Below are 18,016 nucleotides of genomic sequence, written 5' to 3'. Positions count from 1 at the left end.
CTTCTTTTTTGCGGCTTGCTGCTGACTTTGTTACCAGCTGCATCGGCCCAGCGGCGCGACTTTGCCGGCCAGTATCATTCCGACCGGAAAATCCTGATGGACTCGCGGCGGGAAGGCGACAGTCTGCGCATCTATCTGCGGTTTCCTAATGGCAGCGTACTGCAGCAGCAACAGCCGCTGCGGGTGCTGGCGTGGCCCGCGTATGATGCCAAACGACCAATCTGGGCCGATACCGTTACGCATCTGGCGCGCCGCCTCCGCTTTGAAGGCGCAGCCGCCCGCGTAGAATTCTGCCTGCCGATGGCCCGCCTGCAGGCCGGAACCGTGCTGAGCATGGCCTGCGGCCCGGCCGGCGCTGCGGCATCTGGTGAAGCGGCCTGGCTTCCACTTACTGCCGCCCGGCTGGCCCGTCCTTACATTCTTGCTGATAGTTTAGGAGTACCGCTTCTCCGGCGCACGGTGCGAGCAGGCGAGGCTTTTTATGTGGACCGCTACGGCCCCGAGCAGCCCGTCAGCGTGAAACAGTACACGACGCCTTTTGTGGCTGCCCTGCCCCCACATGCCGACCCGCTGCGGCAGTCGGCCGGCCCGGCTACGCTTGCGGTCCGCGACTCGCTGTTTGCCCGGGCCGGGGTGGCATTGGCTCTTCCGGAGCCTGGCCTGTATACGCTGCGGCTGATGGGAGAACCCAGCGTGTTGGGGTTGCTCGTAACCGGAGCCGAGTACCCGGACCTCACCACCGCCGACGAATTGATCCAGCCTCTTATCTATCTGACAACCTCGGCCGAGCGCAAAAAGCTGTACGATGCCCCCAATCCCAAGCGGGCCGTCGATGAATTCTGGCTGAAAGCGGCGGCCGGCCAACAGTCGTTGGCACGGCAGGCAATCCGGCTGTATTATAGCCGCGCCACTACCGCCAATCAGCTGTTTGCGGCGCACAAAGCGGGCTGGATGACCGACCGGGGCATGCTCTACATGGTGCTTGGCGCGCCCGATGCCGTGTACCGCACGGCTCAGGAAGAACGGTGGGTATACCATGCCCGCGACAACGGCAGCTCAGCTACTTATATGTTCCGGCCCAAACCGAGTACCTTTGCGCCTGAACACTATGAACTGGTGCGCCGCCCCGAGAACGAACGTCTCTGGTATGCCGCCGTGGAGCAATGGAGAAAAGCAATGACCGCCCCGGGCCGCTAAAGCCGCGCCGCACTTTTTTTGATTCGGAAAACCGTCCGGTACCCCGCACCCCGCGCCGCGACTTCGGCGACGACGTGCCCGGTGGCTACCGCCGCCCCGAAAGCCGCCCGGAAGGCCGTGACGAAGGGCGCTCCGATACCCGCAACGACAACCGGGGCGGACGGAATTTTGATGGACCACGCAATAACACCGGCCGCTCGACTGGCGGCGACAAGCCGTTCTATTCGCACCGCCCGGCCGCCGACCACAACATCGACATGCTGTTCGGGTTGCGCCCGATTCTGGAAGCGCTGCACGCCGGCCGGACGCTGGAGAAAATCTTCCTGCTGCGCGGTACCAAAAACAGCCTGACGCAGGAAATTAACGACCTGGCCCGCGAGCGGGGCACGCCCGTGTCAATGGTGCCGACCGAAAAGCTGGACGGCCTGACACGCAAGAACCACCAAGGCGCTGTGGCTTTCGTCTCGCCGATTGACTACATGCCGCTCGACAGCATTCTGTCCGGGCTATACGAAGAAGGCAAAGTACCCTTCCTACTGATTCTGGACCGCGTGACGGACGTGCGCAACTTCGGCGCTATTGCCCGCAACGCCGAATGTATGGGCGTGCACGCCATTGTAGTGCCAGCTCGTGGCGCCGCCCAGATCAACGGGGATGCCGTGAAAACTTCGGCTGGGGCCCTTAACCTGATTCCAGTGTGCCGCGAAAACAACCTGCGCGACAGTCTCAACTTCCTGCGGGAATCGGGCGTGCAGATTGTAGCCTGCACCGAGAAGTCCGACGCCAGCCTGGAAAGCGCTGCCGTAGACATGACCGGCCCGGTGGCCGTGCTCATGGGTAGCGAAGAAGACGGTATTTCGCCTGAATACCTACAGCTCGCCGACCACCGCCTCCGCATCCCGATGACTGGCCAGATTGGCTCGCTCAACGTGTCGGTAGCCAGCGGCATCATGCTGTTTGAAGTGCTGCGCCAACGCCTGACGTCGGCCAAAGAGTAGCCGCTACGAATTACACTAAAAAGAAAAGCCGAACCTATTCAGGCCCGGCTTTTTGCTGTGTTATGTATGCTGACTGTTAGTTGTAGCCCGCGCCTTTCTTGGCTTTCACGTCGGCAACGAAATCTTTCACGCGCTGCTCCTCGGTACGCTTGCAGATAAGCAGCACGTTGTCATATTCGGCCACAATGTAGCCGTCGAGGCCCTGCACTACAACCAGCCGCTCGGAAGGCGTTTTGATAACACATTCCTGGGTGTCGTAGAGAATAGCGTCGCCATCTATCACGTTGCCGTTCTCGTCACGGCGGCCCATGCGGTGCAGCGAGTCCCACGTGCCTAGGTCGCTCCAGCCGAAGTCGGCGGGCAGTACATACACGTTGTCGGCCTTCTCCATCACACCATAGTCGATGCTGATGTTGCGGCAGCGGGAGTAAGCCGCCGTAATAAACTCTTCTTCCTGCGGAGTGCCTAGCTGGGCACTTCCTTCCTCAAACACCTCAGATATGTCGCTCAGGTAGCTGTGGAATGCTTTCAGAATCACGTCGGCGCGCCACACAAACAAGCCCGAATTCCAGAGGAAGTCGCCACTGGCCAGGAACATGTTGGCCAGCTCCGTATTCGGCTTCTCCGTGAACGTTTTCACCTTTTTCAGGCCATTCGGCAGGCTGCTGGCCTCATCGTCCATGAACTGGATGTAGCCGTAGCCGGTGTCGGGGCGCGAGGGCTGAATGCCCAGCGTGATGAGCACTTCATGCGTGCGGGCCGCATCTACGGCCAGCGAAATGACGCGCCGGAACTCATCTTCGCGCTGCACGGCATGGTCGGCGGGCGTTACTACCACTACCGCCTGCGGGTCGCGCTGCGCAATGCGGTAGCTGGCGTAGGCAATACACGGCGCCGTATTGCGGCCGATGGGCTCACCCAGAATCTGGTCGGCCGGCAACTCCGGCAAATGCTGTTGCACCAAGTCCCGATAGTCGCGGTTCGTGACCACAAAGACGTTTTCGGCTGGGCAGATCCCGGCAAACCGGTCAACGGTGAGCTGCAGCATGGAGCGGCCCACTCCCAGCACATCATGAAACTGCTTAGGATGATTGGTGCGGCTGAAGGGCCAGAAGCGGCTACCGATGCCGCCTGCCATAACCACTAGGTACGTGTGTTGATTCATAATCAAGTCTGGAAAACACCCACTGCGCCTCAGAGGATAAGGCGCTACCACATGGGCGCACAAATATCCGATTTTGTAAGACAACGAACGGCAGTTCGCCTTAAACGAGTCCTTCGCGGAGCAGATCGTGCAGGTGAATGAAGCCGCTGAAGCGCCCCTGTTCCGTCACAATCAGCTGGGTGATGTTGCGCTGCTGCATGCGCGCCAGGGCTTCTACCGCAAAATCGTCTACCTCAACGCTCACCGGATTGGCCGTGAGAATGTCGCGGGCGCGCACATCTTCCAGCCGGCCGGCAAAGTTGGTAAGCATACGGCGCAGGTCACCGTCCGTGATAATGCCTTCCAGCTGGCCAGCGGCAGTCAGTACGGCCGTTGCACCCAGGCGCTTACCGGAAATTTCGAGGATAATATCCTTCAGCGGAGCACTGTCGAGTACCTGGGGCTGCTGGTTCTGCCGGCTCAGGTCGCCTACTTTCAGGTAGAGCTGCTTGCCGAGCGTGCCGCCGGGGTGCAGGCGCGCAAAATCCTGGCGCGTAAAATCCCGGCTTTCCAGCAGGCACACTGCCAGCGCATCGCCGAGGGCCAGTGCAGCGGTAGTACTGGTGGTGGGAGCCAGGTTGTGCGGGCAGGCTTCCCGGTCAACGGGAGCGTGCAGCACGTAGTCGGCCTGCTGGGCCAGGTAGGATTCCGCGTTGCTGACAAGAGCCGCCATGGGCACGCCTTTGCGCTTGAGCAGCGGCACCAGCACTTTTATTTCGGGCGTGTCGCCGCTCTTGCTGATGGCCACCACAAAATCCTCGGGCTGTATCATGCCCAGGTCGCCGTGGATGGCGTCGGCGGCGTGCATAAACAGCGCTGGCGTACCCGTAGAGTTCAATGTGGCGACCATCTTGCCGGCAATATGGGCGCTCTTGCCGATGCCTGTGACGACGACCCGACCCCGCAAAGACAAAATCGCCTCTACGCATTGTGCAAAATCCGGCGTTTGTGCAATAGCTTCTGCTACGCCCCGGATGGCCTCTGCTTCGTGCAAAAGCACTTTTTTTGCAATGGAATGAAGTTCGTTATGCGGTTTCAATCTAAATTTGATTAGGTATTGCGTGAAAGGGCCGCTCACGAAACAAGGTTTTGTCTTTTTGCCCGCTACACGTTACCGAATACTTCAAAAATCCCTAGATTGAGATAGGCAACCTGCGCCAGGCGCCGAAAACCTATCTGAATTTCCCAACCGAGTAAGTGAGGATGTCGATGCCAGCTGTGAACACCGTAGTCAGTGAAAAACCTGATTTGAAGGGCAAGTTAAAGGAAGTTTTTGGGTACGGTCAGTTCCGCGGTACGCAGGAAGCCATCATCCAGAACGTCATCGAAGGCCACAATACCTTCGTGATTATGCCTACCGGTGCGGGCAAAAGCCTTTGCTATCAGCTGCCGGCGCTGGTGCTGCCGGGCACGGCCATCGTTATTTCTCCGCTCATCGCTCTGATGAAAAACCAGGTCGACCAGCTCAACGCCTTTGGCGTGAATGCCCAATTTCTGAACTCGACGCTGAGCAAATCGGAAATCAACCGGGTAAAGAAGGACGTTATCAGCGGCGAGGTGAAGCTGCTGTATGTAGCGCCCGAGAGCCTGACCAAAGACGAAACCATCGAGTTTCTGCAGAAAGCCACCATCAGCTTCGTGGCCATCGACGAGGCCCACTGCATTTCGGAGTGGGGCCACGATTTCCGGCCCGAGTACCGCCGCATCCGGGGCATCATCGACAACATCGGGCAGGTGCCCATCATTGCCCTCACGGCCACGGCCACGCCCAAAGTGCAGCTGGACATCCAGAAAAACCTGCAGATGGACGATGCCTCGGTGTTCAAGACGAGCTTTAACCGCACCAACCTCTACTACGAGGTGCGGCCCAAGCACAACACCAAAAAGCAGCTGATTCAGTACGTGAAGCAGCGCAAGGGCCTGGGCGGCATCATTTACTGCCTGAGCCGCAAGAAGGTGGAGGAAATTGCCGAGCTGCTCAAGGTGAACGACGTGCGGGCCCTGCCCTACCACGCCGGCCTCGACCCGCAGGTGCGCATGGCCAATCAGGACGCTTTCCTGAACGAGGATGCCGACGTTATTGTAGCCACCATTGCTTTCGGTATGGGCATCGACAAGCCCGATGTGCGCTTCGTGATTCACTACGACACGCCCAAAAGCATTGAGGGCTACTACCAGGAAACCGGCCGCGGCGGCCGCGACGGGCTGGATGGCGACTGCCTGATGTTCTATAGCTACGACGACATCGTGAAGCTGGAGAAATTCAACAAGGACAAGCCCGTGACGGAGCGCGACAACTCCAAGCTGCTGCTCCAGGAAATGGCCAACTACGCCGACTCGGCGGTGTGCCGGCGCAAGCAGCTGCTGCATTACTTCGGCGAAACGTATCCGAAAGACTGCGGCTTCTGCGACAACTGCAAGCACCCCAAGGAGAAGTTTGAGGCCAAAGACGAAGTGGCCATGGCACTGAAAGCCGTGGTACAAACCGAGCAGCGGTTTGGCCTCGACCACATTGGCACCGTACTAATGGGCATGAATAATGCGCACGTGGAGAGCTACGGCCACAATGGTCTGCCCATCTACGGACAAGGCAAGCACCATGACGCACAATTCTGGAACTCGCTGCTGCGACAGTGCCTGATTTTTGGTTTATTGGAGAAGGATATTGAAAACTTTGGCGTTGCAAAAATCACCGACAAGGGTATGGACTTCATCGAGAATCCCCAATCTATTAAGCTCACCAAAGACCACGACTACGAGGAAGAGGTGAAGGAAGAGCAGGAGCAGGAAGAGGTACAGCAGGCCGCCGGCCACGACGAAGTGCTGTTCCAGATGCTGAAAGACCTGCGCAAAAAGATGGCCAAGGAGAAAAACCTGCCGCCATACGTGCTCTTCCAGGACCCTTCGCTCAAGGAAATGGCCACCACCTTCCCGCTGAAGATGGATGACCTCGCCCACGTGGGCGGCGTCGGGCAGGGCAAAGCCACCAAGTTCGGCACGCCGTTCCTAGCCCTCATCAAGAAATACGTGGACGACAACGACATCGAAACGGCCACCGATGTGGTGGTGAAGTCGGCGGTCAACAAGTCCAAAATCAAGATCTACATCATTCAGCAGATCGACAAGAAGATGGACCTAGAGGAAATTGCTTCCTCAAAGGGCATTGACATGCGGGAACTGATGGAGGAAATCGAGCACATCTGCTACTCCGGCACCAAGCTCAACCTCGATTACTACATCGACGGCGTACTGGACCACGAGCGCCAGGACGAAATCTACGACTACTTCATGTCGGCCAGCACCGATAATATTGCCGTGGCGCTGAAAGAGCTCGGCTCCGATGAATACACGGAAGAGGATCTGCGCCTGATGCGTATCAAGTTTCTGAGTGAGGTAGCCAACTAACGCTACAAACACCCTGTAAAAACATAGAAGGCTTGCCATCCGGCAAGCCTTCTATGTTTTCAGATGCTGGATCCGGGATTAGCAGTACTCCTCAAAAGCACCCTGCAGGTTATTCACGATGCGCATCAGGTCGTTGCCTTCGATGTGGTAACGCTCAATCATGTGCACCAGCTCGCCGTCTTTGAACAGGGCAATGCTAGGGCTGCTGGGCGGATACGGGAGCAGATGCTCACGCACTTTGGCCACGGCATCGGTTTCCATGCCGGCAAATACCGTCACGAGCTTAGCGGGCTTTTTATCGGAGCTGGAAACGGCCATCTTCAGGGCCGGGCGGGCTTTAGCAGCCGCACAGCCGCACACCGAGTTGACGGCTACCAGCACGGTACCTGTCTGCTCGTTGAGGACAGCGTCCACTTCTTCGGGGGTCATCAGCTGCTCAAAGCCGGCCTCAACGAGGTCCTGGCGAATCGGGGCAACCATGTATTCGGGGTACGTAGCCATAGGTAAAAGCTAGGCGTGAGAGTTAAAACAAACGGACTGCAACGTGCCGCCGCGGCTGCAAAAATACGCAAATAGTGCGGCCCTTCTGCAGTCGGCGTATTCAACCTAAATGCCCGCTGAGAAGTTTAAGTGCCATCCGCTTTTCACTAGATAGCCTCACGCCTTTTCATCCTACCACTTTACTACACATGACCTACGCCGAATTTTCGACCTCCCTTACGCAGCATGCCGTGCCCGGAAGCTTTTCGCCGCTGCTGCGTGCCCTCTGGCATGCCGGTCGCGACGAATGGAGCCTTGCCCATGACATTGCGCAGGAGCACGAGGGCGCACCTTATTTCGACTGGCTGCACGCGCTGCTGCACCGGCAGGAAGGCGACGCTGGTAATGCAGGCTACTGGTACCGCCGGGCGGGTCGGCCCGTGTTCGATGGCAGCATTCGGGCTGAGTGGGAAGCACTGGCCCGCACCCAACTACCCGGCTAGGCTTGTTGCAGGCTACTACTTCATCTTGCCATAGTTATACTAAAAAACAAATATCAAGTTGAATTTACAGCGTTTGCGCAATTAAAATTACATTTATCCTGCCGAAGCAAACCGGCCGGATATGATACACAAATCGATACTCTTTACTGCCGCGCTTAGCCTATCGGCCCTGGCGGCGCAGGCCCAGGTAGATACGGTGCGGGCCTCCACCCTGCCCCCGGCCCAGCAGGCTGAAAAGCTTTATAACAGCGGGGTGGCTAAGTTCAACCAGAAGAGCTACCGCGCCGCGCTGCTGGATTTTGATAAGGCCCTGACTTTACGGCCCGACTTTGCCCGCGCCTATTACAACCGCGCCACCACCCGCTACGAGCTGAAAGACTACCAGCCCGCCGTGCAGGACTACGACGCGGCCCTGAAGCTCGACCTGAAGGACGGCACAGCCTACTTTGGGCGGGGCCAGGCCCGGGAGGCGCTGCAGCAGCCCGCCGAAGCCGAGCAGGACTACTCGAAAGCCGTGGAAGTCACCCCGGCGTACGCTCCGGCGTGGTACTACCGCGGCGCGTTGCGGTTCGAGAAAGGCGACTACAAGGCGGCCAAAGCGGATTTCGACCAGGCCACCAAAGCCGACCCCAACTACGCCTACGCTTGGCACGACCGCGCCAGCGCCGAACGGCAGCTGCAGGAGTATCCGGCCGCCATCCAGGACTACACCAAAGCCCTCACGTTGCAGCCCGAGCTGCTCCCGGCCCTGCTGAACCGCGCTGGTACCAAGCGCCGCGCTGGCGACCTGAAAGGCGCGCTGGCCGACTACACTGAGTATTTGCGCAAGAAGCAGGACAACCCTACGGCCTACACCAACCGTGGGGCCGCCCGCTACGAGTCCGGCGACTACAAAGGCGCTGCCGAGGACTTTGGGCGGGCCACGGAGCTGGATGGCACTTATGCATTTGCCTGGAACAACCGCGCCGCCGCCTACCTCAAGCTGGAGGACTATAAAAAGGCCGATGCCGACGCCAGCAAAGCCATTGCCCTGAACCCGCAATACGCCGAGGCCTACCTCAACCGGGGCCACGCCCGCGAAATGCTGCGCAACGCCGACGGCGCCTGCCAGGACTGGCGCAAAGCCGCCGAACTGGGCCTGGAAATCGGCAACAACTACGCCGCCAACTCCGGCTGCGGCGAGTAGTTGCGTGCTTCTCAATGAAAATGAACGTCATGCTGAGCTTGCCGAAGCATCTCTACCGCAGTGCTAATCACAAAAGTTAGCCAGAGGTAGAGATGCTTCGGCAAGCTCAGCATGACGCCCTCCCAATAGCTTCATACCACTATGTACAAATACCTACTCGCTCTGCTTCTGCTTTCCTCAGCCGCGCAGGCCCAAAGTGTGGAGTTCAGCAAAGAGCAGTTCGGCGCGAATAAAGACGGCCTGAAGGCGGCCCTTAAGGCTATCAAGCTGGGGGATGAGTGGTACCAGGCCGACCCGCCGCGCTACGAGCAGGCCCTGCCGCACTACCTGGAGGCGCAGAAATTTAATGCCGAAAACGCGGAGCTAAACCTCAAAATCGGGGATTGTTACCTGCACTCGGGTTTCAAGCCACGGGCCCTGGCGTATCTGCAGAAGGCGTATCAGCTCAATTCCGGCGTCGATCCTCGTATCCACTATTTGCTGGGCCGCGGGCTGCACCTGAACGGCAAGTGGCAGGAGGCCATAGCTGAATACAAGCAGGCTACGCCCGCTACCGGCACCAAAAACACCACCGGCTTCACGCAGGACATTCAGAAGAAAATCAAAGAATGTGAAAACGGCCGCAAGCTGGAAGCTAAGCCCATCCGGGTGTTCGTGGACAACGCCGGGCCGGGCGTCAACTCGCCCTACCCCGATTACGGTCCCGTTATTTCCGCCGATGAATCAGTGATTCTGTTTACCTCGCGCCGCCAGGGCTCGACGGGCGGTGAGAAGGACCCCGAATCGGGGGGCTTTTTTGAGGATATCTACCAGAGCAACCGCGAAAACGGGGCTTGGGGCCCGGCCCGCGGCCTCGGCGAAACGGTGAACACCGCCGGCCACGACGCCACCGTCGGCCTCGCGCCCGATGCCCAGCGCCTGCTGGTGTATGTGGAAGACAACGGCGGCGACCTGAACGAAAGCAACCTGCGCGGCGCCGAATGGAGCAAGCCCCGCCAGCTCGGCTCACGCATCAACAGCAAGGCGCACGAGTCGTCGGCGGCCTACACGCCGGATGGGCGCAGCCTGCTGTTTGTGAGCGACAAACCCGGCGGACTGGGCGGGCGCGACATCTACAAGATTGAAATTGAGGGCCGCGGCCCGGCCGTCAACCTCGGCCCCGCCATCAACACACCGTACGGTGAGGAAGGCGTGTTTCTGCACCCCGATGGCAAGACAATGTACTTCTCGTCGGAAGGCCACAACTCCATGGGCGGCTACGACATCTTCAAGTCCACGTTTCAGAACGGGCAGTGGAGTGCGCCCGAAAACCTGGGCTGGCCCATCAACACCCCCGACGACGACGTGTTTTTCGTAATTTCTGCGTCGGGCCGGCACGGCTATTATTCCTCCTTCCGAGACGATGGAATGGGCTCCAAGGACATCTACCAGATTACGTTTCTGGGGGCCGAAAAGCCCCCCGTCCTTAGCCAGGAAGACCAGTTGCTGGCTTCGCGTGCCCAGCCCGTGAAAGAAACGCTGCTAGCCCCGCCCGTACCTGTGGCTACGGCTCAGGTCACCATCCTGAAAGGCACCGTGACCGATGCGGCCAGCAAGCAGCCCCTGGAGGCCACCATTGACGTCATCGACAACTCGCGCAACGAAAACATTGCCTCATTCCGGGCCAACGCGCAGTCGGGCCGCTACCTCGTAAGCCTGCCTTCGGGCGTAAACTATGGCATTGTGGTACGCCAGGAAGGCTACTTGTTCCACTCCGAAAACTTCGATCTGCCGGCTGGTGCCGCCTATTCGGAGGTGATAAAGGATGTACAGCTCAAGAAGCTGGATGTGGGCGTGAAGGTGGTGTTGAACAATATCTTCTTCGACTTCGATAAGGCCACACTGCGCAAGGAAAGCACCGGCGAGCTGGAGCGCCTGCAGAAGCTGCTCGCCGAGACGCCCGCCCTGCGCCTGGAAATATCCGGCCACACCGATAATGTGGGCAACGCCGCTTACAACAAAGACCTGAGCCAGCGCCGCGCCAAAGCCGTGGTAGACTACCTCGTGACAAAAGGGGTGGCTAAAGACCGCCTCACCTTCGCTGGCTACGGCGACTCGCAGCCCGTAGCACCGAATACCACCAAGGCGGGCCGCCAGCAAAACCGTCGTACTGAGTTTAAAGTCACGGGTAAGTAGTAGTAGTCCATACGGCGTGCGCGAAACTGGCCACGTGGCCAGAACACCCGGTTTTTGCGCGGCTGGCGCAACCCTAGCAGCAGTTCCTATAGCAGTTTGGTGTAGCGGCCAGACTGCTATGGCTCTTACTGTCGCCCTGACTCAGTGCCTGGGGCAATTCCTGGGGTGGCATTTTTGGTCACTGCCTTTGGCAGGCTACCGTGAGCCTAGGCTGGCCGCCAAATACACTACCGGTATTGCTACTTGTTCTTGACATATTTCAAAATAATTACACAATGCAGCATTAATCATATAAAACATTGCTTTCTTTGTAAGAGATACGGCCAAACCCCGTTCTTCCGCTCAGATATGAAACGACTATTCTCCCTACTGATTGCCGGCGGCTGCGGTCTGCTTTCTTTCTCTGCACACGCCCAGCAGGGCACCGACAAGCTTCGCTCAGAAGCAATGGAAGTGACCCGGCATTTGGCCAGCCGTATAGCCCTCGATGACGCCCGCTCAGTGCAGGTACGCCGCCTCACCTACGACCGGCTTGTGCAGGAAAGCCAAATAAACACCATGTACGGCGACGACCCGTCTATGCGCCAGAACAAGCTCCGGGTGGCAGAGCAGGAGTATGCTGAGAAGCTGAAAGCCGTGCTGACCGAAGCCCAGTTTCAACGCTACTTAGCGTCTACGGTGCCTGCGCAAAGCACCCTGTCGGTAAACAAGCCGGCGGCTGTGCCTACCAAAACGGCTGGGCACTAGCCCTCGGGTTTACCGCAGTTCCTGATCCTGCAAGGCATTGTAAAGCGCTGTGGCACGCAGGATTTCCAGCGTTATCTGCCACAGCTCTTCGTAGGGTACTATCTCAATTTCGGCAAACGCTTCACCGGGCGGCGGGGCAGCCTGCAGCTTCTTCAGCAGCGGCTCCGCCTTCTGCTGGCTGCGCACGGGGTCGAAGTCCGATTTCACGGTAACAGCCAGCATCCGGAAAAACAACTGGCTGCGCAGGTTGCCTGACTCCCGCAGGTGCCGCTGCTGGTACTTGCGCAAGCCTTCCAGACGCGTTAAGATGCTTTCTACATCCCGCTGGCGCAGAAAGTGTAGAAACTGCAGAATCAGTACGGCTACGTTGTAGCCCTGCTTGTCGCGGCTATGGTCCGGGATAGTCTGCACGAAAGTGGTGAAGTTGCGCATCCGCACCGGCGATATTTCCGGGCGCACAAACTGCAGATAGGCTTCATACAGGTCCCAGCGCTGCTGAGCCAGGGCGCGCTGTTTTGCAAAATGAACATTCTTGCGGGCAGTATCCATCAACTCCAGCGCCTGCCCATACTGCCCGGCATGGATAGCCAGCAGCAGATAAATCTCCAGGTAGTAGAGCCAGTTGACCGACGAATAGTGAAAGTCCTTGGCGTATTCCTCCGCCAGCTTTAGTCCTTTAACGGCCTGGCGGCTCCTGAAATGCGCATAAACGCTTATGTACGCATTGAACCGCTTGTCAAAGCGCTTGTCGTTTATCTTGCCCTGCGCCAGTTGCTGAGCGGTATCTGCCGTTATCCGTATCACCGCCTCATAGTTTCCTATCAGCTCTTCCTGAATCAGGCGGGTGCGGTAGTGGTAGAGGAAGGTAGCGTAGGAACCGGCCTGGCGGTGCAGCTGCTCCAATTGTTTTACGTGCACCTCCATCTTCTCCAGGATAGAGCGCCTCGTACGCACGGTGTAGGCAATGGTGGCTTTTATATCCCAATAAATCTGGGCAGCTTCTTCTTCCAGTGCCAGCAGCTGCTGGTTTCTGGCCAGGAGTTCCTTGTTGGCCTGGTAGCGCACCGGCAGCCGCATATCGGCATAAATGCTACGCAACAGTTGCCCGCACAACACAGCATACTGCGTCATCTCCTGCGTCTGGGCAATGCGTAAGGCTTTGCGGCACAGCGGCTCAGCGGCCTTCAACTCACCTTCCGAGTATAGCGTACTCACCTGCAGGTACAGGCCCAGAAACTGGTGCTCATACCGCCGCGAAACCAGATGCCGCGGATCAGTCTCATCGAGAAAGTAGAGGTGATTGAGTAGCTTTTGCTGCACCCGCGACTTAAGTTTACGAAAGGCCGTCTGCCGCACCTTATCGGTCTTGCTATACAGCGACTTAATGATCTGCTGCTGTGTTCTTGACTGGTTATCGGTAAGCAGCCTTACCAGTTGCATCTCTTTATTGGACGAATTTCGGGTAGTAAAATCCAGCAGAGGAAGCACTTTCAGCTTCCTGTCTGTCACAATACGAGCCAAATTTGTCAAATCGTCCATTCTAAAAACCGGAATAAAAGCTGTAGGCCGGCTTCAGCACTTTTTTCTGCTGGCGAAAGCCCTGTCACAAAACAACACAGATTTTCCTTTACAACCACAGGAATCTATCCAGACCTTTGTAAAGAGGAAATAGACTTTTTTTTGAGCCAAGATGTCACATTTCAACGGGATTTGAGCATCTTTCATCATACCAGTTAGCTTTGCAATAAGGAGATATCCAACTTTATCTATTCTGGCCTATAATTTATATTAAACAAATTATAATTTTTATACAAATCACTTTTCCAACAAGTCTTTCCTTTACGCGGCTTGAGTTTGCGCCCACCTTTGTGTCAATCAATCACTTGAACGACACAACTCCTCAACGCCATGCTGGAATTACTCGCCATCGCCCTGTTTCAAATCAGCACCTTCTCAAATCCTACGATTATGTCGGCAGATGCTGACCATGGCTCGGGTGGCTGGACTGGTATCGACGCCGACCACGGCTCGGGCGGCTGGACGGGCATTGACGCTGACCATGGTTCAGGTGGCTGGACTGGTATCGACGCTGACCACGGCTCGGGCGGCTGGACGGGCAAGTAGGACTTCGCAGCCCGGAATACGTGCCATCGGAATTCTTAGCTAACTTGCCCAGCAGGTTTAATCTGCTCGCTGCGCATCCATGAGGCTTCTTCCGAGCTTAGTATTACTACTGGTCCTTTGTGGCGCGCTTACCGGCTGTACTGCTTCTACGGACTCTGCGGATACAATCCGTATCCGCTGGCCCAGTGACCCCGAAACGCTGGATCCGCTCCTGGTGAGTTCCCCACAGGCGCTTGAGGTTATCAACTTACTGCATTGCAGTTTGCTGACCAGCAATCCGGAACAACTTCAAATAGTACCGTGGTTGGTTGAGTCTCTGCCGAAAATCAGCCGGCACGACTCCCTGACCCGCCTCACCTACCAGCTTCGGGCAGAAGCTACCTGGGACAACGGCCAGCCTGTACTGGCCCGTGACGTCGCCTTCACCCTTCGGGTGATGCACTGCCCGGGACTTCCCACTGAGTTTGCGCGAGCCCAATATGGGTTTGTGCAGGAAATAGAGCTGGACTCTGCTGATTCCCGGCGCTTTACCCTGATTTGCAGCAGCGCTTCGCCGGATATTGTACTGGCATCCGGCGACTATTCCATCCTGCCGGAATATTCCCTTGACCCATTAGGTACGCTACGGGCCGTGCCACTGGCCCTGCTACGCACTGATACGGCAGAAGCCGTCAGGCGCCATCCGGCACTCCGTGCTTTCGCGGCACGCTACCGGCAAGCGCAGTTGTCGCGGCACCCGGATCGGCTTCCCGGCTGTGGTCCCTATCGGCTCAAAAGCTGGGAAAGCAACCGTTACATGGTGCTGGAACGTAAAGCGGGCTGGTGGGCCAACCGCTTGCCCAAGCCGCCCCCGTGGCTGCAGGCCAGACCCGAGAAGCTGGCTTATCAAATAATTCCGGACAATACGACTGCCCTACTGGCATTGCGGCGCGGCAGCCTGGACCTGTACCCGATGCCTACCGCGCGTGACTTCACGGCAATGCGGGCTTCGGCCGACACGGCACGGCTGGCGTTTTACACGGCCGACTCGTACGATATGCTGGTGGTCGGCTTCAATACGCAACGGCCCATGCTACGCACGGCGGCTACCCGGCGGGCACTCAGTCTCCTGTTCAATATTCCGGATCTGATGCAGGCAACGCATCAGGGGCTGGCGTACCGAAGTGTAAGCCTGATAAACCCGCACGACCGACTGGCTTACCAGGACAGCTTGCCGAATCTCATTTTTTCTCCGGTTGAAGCCCGTCGCCAGCTCCAGTTAGCGGGCTGGCAGCTGCGCCCCGCCGGCGGCTGGTGGAACGGCAAAATCGGGCCCTTGGCTTTGCGTATCAGCTACCATGCGGGTGCTACCGAGCATGAAACCGTGGCGCTGCAGTTTCAGGCCGCTGCGGCGCGTATTGGGGTTGAGGTGCAGCTACGCCCTGCGGAGGCAGGCCTGCTTCAACAACAGCTAGCCACCGGCGATACGGACATGTTCATCCGTAAAACATCCGGAAATCCATTCGCTTACAATTTTATGCCTCTGCTGCATACACGTGGTATCGGCCTGATTAATTATAGTCGTTTCAGCCAGCCGGCAGCCGACGAGCTCATCGAAGCCATAACAGCCGAGCCCTCTCCGGAGCGCCATGCCCGGCTGCTGAAGCGCTTCCAGGTGCTGCTACGGCGCGAGTCGCCGCTGGTGGTGCTGTATTTTACGCGGAACCGGCTCATCACCACCCGCCGCGTAACGTCGGTGCGGACGCTGAGCGTGCGCCCGGGCTACGATGTACTGAGTCTGCAGCTCGCGTCTGCCAAGCCTTGACGGATGGCGGGGCGTTTTTTTTCTCAACTGGGTCAGACGCTGCTTATCAGCTGGGGCATCATAACCCTGCTGTTTCTGCTTACGCGTACTCTTCCGAATGAGCAGGATCTGCTGGCGCGCTTTGCCTCTTCTAGCGTTCCTCTCGCCGCTTCCGCCCAACAGCTACAGGTGGCCCAGGCACAGGCCCGGCATCGTCTAGGGCTGGATATTCCGCTTTTCTACCTGACTCAGGCGGATGTATCCGAGGCCCCGCTGGCACCGCGCTGGCGCTGGACCGGCACCCAGAATCAGTATCACCGCTGGCTAAGCAAGCTGCTTCAGGGTGATACCGGCCAATCGTACCGCACCGGCGAACCGGTGGGCGAGCTACTACGTGGCTCTTTGTATCATACGGTGTCTCTCACCCTGTTGTCGGCGGCCCTGCTAGCCGGGCTGTCTTTGCCGCTGGGCATCTGGCTGGCTGTATCAGGGCGCCGTCTGGCGCTGGCTACCTTGTTTGCGCTGGATACCTTGCCGCTGTTTGTGGTAGCGCTGTTGCTGCTGCTGTTTCTGGCCAGTCCGGATATGCTGGCCCTTTTTCCGGCTTACGGCCTCGGCACAGATGCGGTATCTTTCCGGAGTGCACCTATTAATTATCTGAGCTATCTGGTATTGCCGGTAGCCAGCCTGGTTTTGACTGGCATTACGGCGCCAGCCGTGCAGCTGGCCGGCGCTCTGCAGGTAGAAATCAAGAAGGAATATGTGTTGGCAGCGCGGGCTAAAGGACTATCGGCAGCAGAGGCCCTGCGCCGCCATGCCCTGCGCAATGCCCTGCTTCCCAGCATTACCTTGCTCACCGACCTGCTCCCTAACTTACTGGCGGGCTCCTTGGTCGTGGAGTTGATTTTTGCCCTGCCCGGCTTCGGCCGGCTGCTTGCCGAAGCTGCCGCCGCCCGTGATTTTCCCGTGCTGCTGGCAGGCGTGGGGTTGGTAGTAGTGGTACGCCAGATTTCGCTTTGGCTAGCGGAGGCGCTGTATTTGCTCGCCGACCCACGGCTCAGAAACCGCCCGGCATGACCAGCACCGGCCTTCGTACCAAGCGCAACTGGAGCTGGCACCTTAGCCTCGGCTGGCTGTTGCTGCTGGCAGCGGCTGCGCTACTCGCTGATTTGTTTTCTTTACCCACCGGCCCTGACCTGCTGCGCAGCAATGCCGCTCCGCTTACCCCCGGCCACTTACTTGGTACTGACTCGCAGGGTCAGGATGTCTTACGCGGCATGCTGTATGGCGCACGCACTGCTCTGCTGGTCAGTATACCAACTACCCTGCTTGCCAGCGCATTAGGCACCGCACTAGGAGTTGCCGCTGGATATTGGGGCAACACCCGTCTGCGGATACCAAAGCACTGGTTGGGTTCAGTGGCCGTGGCGCTGATCTTTTACATCTTCTTCGCAGCACCGGCAAACAGTGTACTGGCAGGGTGGTGGCCTTGGTGTACGGCCGGAGGTGGCCTGTTGTTGAGCGTTGCCCTGTCGCGGTTTTCGCAGTGGCGTACTACCGTTGCCCTGCCCGTCGATTCTCTGGTATCAGCAGCTATTGTGTTTCTGGCCGCTTTGCCGCGGCTGTTGCTGGTGGTGCTGGTTGCCACAGCCGTTACGCCCAGTGTTACCACCCTTGTTCTGTTGCTTACACTCACATTCTGGGTGCCTACGGCCCGGCTGATTCGTGCTGAAGTGCGCCGAATCCGCTGGCTGCCTTACCTCGAAGCAGCTGTTGCCCTGGGCCTGCCGGCACACCAAATCCTTCTTCGTCACGTTCTGCCCAATTGTTGGCACGTGGTACGTACCGCGGTACCACTCAGCCTGGCCATACTTATCAGCCTTGAAACCACCTTGTCCTTTCTGGGGGTAGGACTGCCGCCTGAGTTACCTAGCTGGGGCCGCCTACTCGCTGCCGGCCGGATTGCGCCGTCCTGTTGGTGGCTCATCGTATTCCCAACTATTGCACTGCTTCTGACTGCCTTATCCCTGCGCCGGTTGGTAGCGGCTCCCGAACCCCATAGCCGGGTATTGCAGGCGCCCTGATGTCACAATTCAGCTATCTATATGCAGTCATTATTCAGGTCACTTGGCACCAAGTAGGCAGACAATCAACAACTAACTATCTATAAGCTAACATTCAGTGCACATTACAGCGACAGGCAGTGTATGCTAC

At 58.2% G+C, this 18,016-nt stretch carries 15 protein-coding genes; 11 read left to right on the top strand and 4 right to left on the bottom strand.

What is annotated here, in order from left to right; all coding sequences use genetic code 11:
* The first annotated feature begins 27 nt into the window (after positions 1 to 27).
* Positions 28 to 1,197: a GWxTD domain-containing protein gene (locus IC231_RS06130; protein WP_190783631.1), complete on the top strand. Its 1,170-nt coding sequence runs from the start codon at positions 28 to 30 to the stop codon at positions 1,195 to 1,197.
* Entirely contained in the window at positions 1,164 to 2,195 is a 1,032-nt protein-coding gene (rlmB, locus tag IC231_RS06125) for a 23S rRNA (guanosine(2251)-2'-O)-methyltransferase RlmB (RefSeq protein WP_211538888.1), read from the top strand. Before IC231_RS06130 ends, rlmB begins: the two co-directional genes overlap by 34 nt.
* 76 nt (positions 2,196 to 2,271) lie before the next feature.
* On the opposite strand, the gene IC231_RS06120 is transcribed toward rlmB, so the two are convergent.
* Both IC231_RS06120 and IC231_RS06115 read right to left on the bottom strand, forming a co-directional pair.
* Positions 2,272 to 3,360, bottom strand: a complete 1,089-nt coding sequence (locus IC231_RS06120; protein WP_190783630.1) for a mannose-1-phosphate guanylyltransferase — start codon at positions 3,358 to 3,360, stop codon at positions 2,272 to 2,274.
* A 100-nt stretch (positions 3,361 to 3,460) separates the two neighbouring features.
* Positions 3,461 to 4,438 (bottom strand): KpsF/GutQ family sugar-phosphate isomerase, encoded by a 978-nt coding sequence (locus IC231_RS06115; protein ID WP_262892752.1) that lies wholly within the window; start codon positions 4,436 to 4,438, stop codon positions 3,461 to 3,463.
* A gap of 179 nt (positions 4,439 to 4,617) precedes the next feature.
* Between IC231_RS06115 and recQ the strand changes: the two genes are divergently transcribed.
* Positions 4,618 to 6,804 carry a DNA helicase RecQ gene (gene recQ / locus IC231_RS06110; protein WP_211538886.1) on the top strand — a complete coding sequence of 729 codons (2,187 nt, stop codon included), beginning with the start codon at positions 4,618 to 4,620 and terminating at the stop codon, positions 6,802 to 6,804.
* A 78-nt stretch (positions 6,805 to 6,882) separates the two neighbouring features.
* Here recQ and IC231_RS06105 read toward each other — a convergent pair whose 3' ends face one another.
* Positions 6,883 to 7,305, bottom strand: coding sequence for a BrxA/BrxB family bacilliredoxin (locus tag IC231_RS06105; protein WP_190783628.1), 423 nt, complete (start codon positions 7,303 to 7,305; stop codon positions 6,883 to 6,885).
* Between the two features lie 188 nt (positions 7,306 to 7,493).
* Here IC231_RS06105 and IC231_RS06100 point away from each other — a divergent pair, with 188 nt between their 5' ends.
* The 4 genes from IC231_RS06100 (at position 7,494) to IC231_RS06085 (ending at position 11,895) form a co-directional block, all read left to right on the top strand.
* Positions 7,494 to 7,787: a hypothetical protein gene (locus IC231_RS06100; RefSeq protein WP_190783627.1), complete on the top strand. Its 294-nt coding sequence runs from the start codon at positions 7,494 to 7,496 to the stop codon at positions 7,785 to 7,787.
* A gap of 121 nt (positions 7,788 to 7,908) precedes the next feature.
* On the top strand, positions 7,909 to 8,973 hold the full coding sequence (locus IC231_RS06095) for a tetratricopeptide repeat protein (protein WP_190783626.1): 1,065 nt from the start codon (positions 7,909 to 7,911) through the stop codon (positions 8,971 to 8,973).
* A gap of 141 nt (positions 8,974 to 9,114) precedes the next feature.
* Positions 9,115 to 11,148 (top strand): OmpA family protein, encoded by a 2,034-nt coding sequence (locus IC231_RS06090; protein ID WP_190783625.1) that lies wholly within the window; start codon positions 9,115 to 9,117, stop codon positions 11,146 to 11,148.
* A 348-nt stretch (positions 11,149 to 11,496) separates the two neighbouring features.
* The gene (locus IC231_RS06085; RefSeq protein WP_190783624.1) at positions 11,497 to 11,895 is read left to right on the top strand and encodes a hypothetical protein; all 399 of its coding nucleotides are present in this window, start codon (positions 11,497 to 11,499) and stop codon (positions 11,893 to 11,895) included.
* A 9-nt stretch (positions 11,896 to 11,904) separates the two neighbouring features.
* Here the strand turns inward: IC231_RS06085 and IC231_RS06080 are convergent, their stop codons facing one another.
* Positions 11,905 to 13,215: a hypothetical protein gene (locus IC231_RS06080; RefSeq protein ID WP_190783623.1), complete on the bottom strand. Its 1,311-nt coding sequence runs from the start codon at positions 13,213 to 13,215 to the stop codon at positions 11,905 to 11,907.
* A 588-nt stretch (positions 13,216 to 13,803) separates the two neighbouring features.
* Between IC231_RS06080 and IC231_RS06075 the strand changes: the two genes are divergently transcribed.
* From IC231_RS06075 to IC231_RS06060, 4 genes are all read left to right on the top strand, one after another.
* Positions 13,804 to 14,019, top strand: coding sequence for a hypothetical protein (locus tag IC231_RS06075; protein ID WP_190783622.1), 216 nt, complete (start codon positions 13,804 to 13,806; stop codon positions 14,017 to 14,019).
* Positions 14,020 to 14,098: 79 nt separating this feature from the next.
* Positions 14,099 to 15,823, top strand: coding sequence for an ABC transporter substrate-binding protein (locus IC231_RS06070; protein WP_223831325.1), 1,725 nt, complete (start codon positions 14,099 to 14,101; stop codon positions 15,821 to 15,823).
* Positions 15,824 to 15,826: 3 nt separating this feature from the next.
* A complete protein-coding gene (locus IC231_RS06065) occupies positions 15,827 to 16,879 on the top strand; it encodes an ABC transporter permease subunit (RefSeq protein ID WP_190783620.1) in 1,053 nt (350 codons plus the stop codon).
* The gene (locus IC231_RS06060) at positions 16,876 to 17,886 is read left to right on the top strand and encodes an ABC transporter permease (protein ID WP_190783619.1); all 1,011 of its coding nucleotides are present in this window, start codon (positions 16,876 to 16,878) and stop codon (positions 17,884 to 17,886) included. Before IC231_RS06065 ends, IC231_RS06060 begins: the two co-directional genes overlap by 4 nt.
* Positions 17,887 to 18,016 lie beyond the last annotated feature (130 nt).

It is taken from the genome of Hymenobacter duratus, from assembly GCF_014698995.1.
Taxonomy (GTDB): Bacteria; Bacteroidota; Bacteroidia; order Cytophagales; family Hymenobacteraceae; genus Hymenobacter; species Hymenobacter duratus.
The sequence above is the reverse complement of the archived record's forward strand: the minus strand, read 5'-3'. Positions and strand labels throughout refer to the sequence as shown.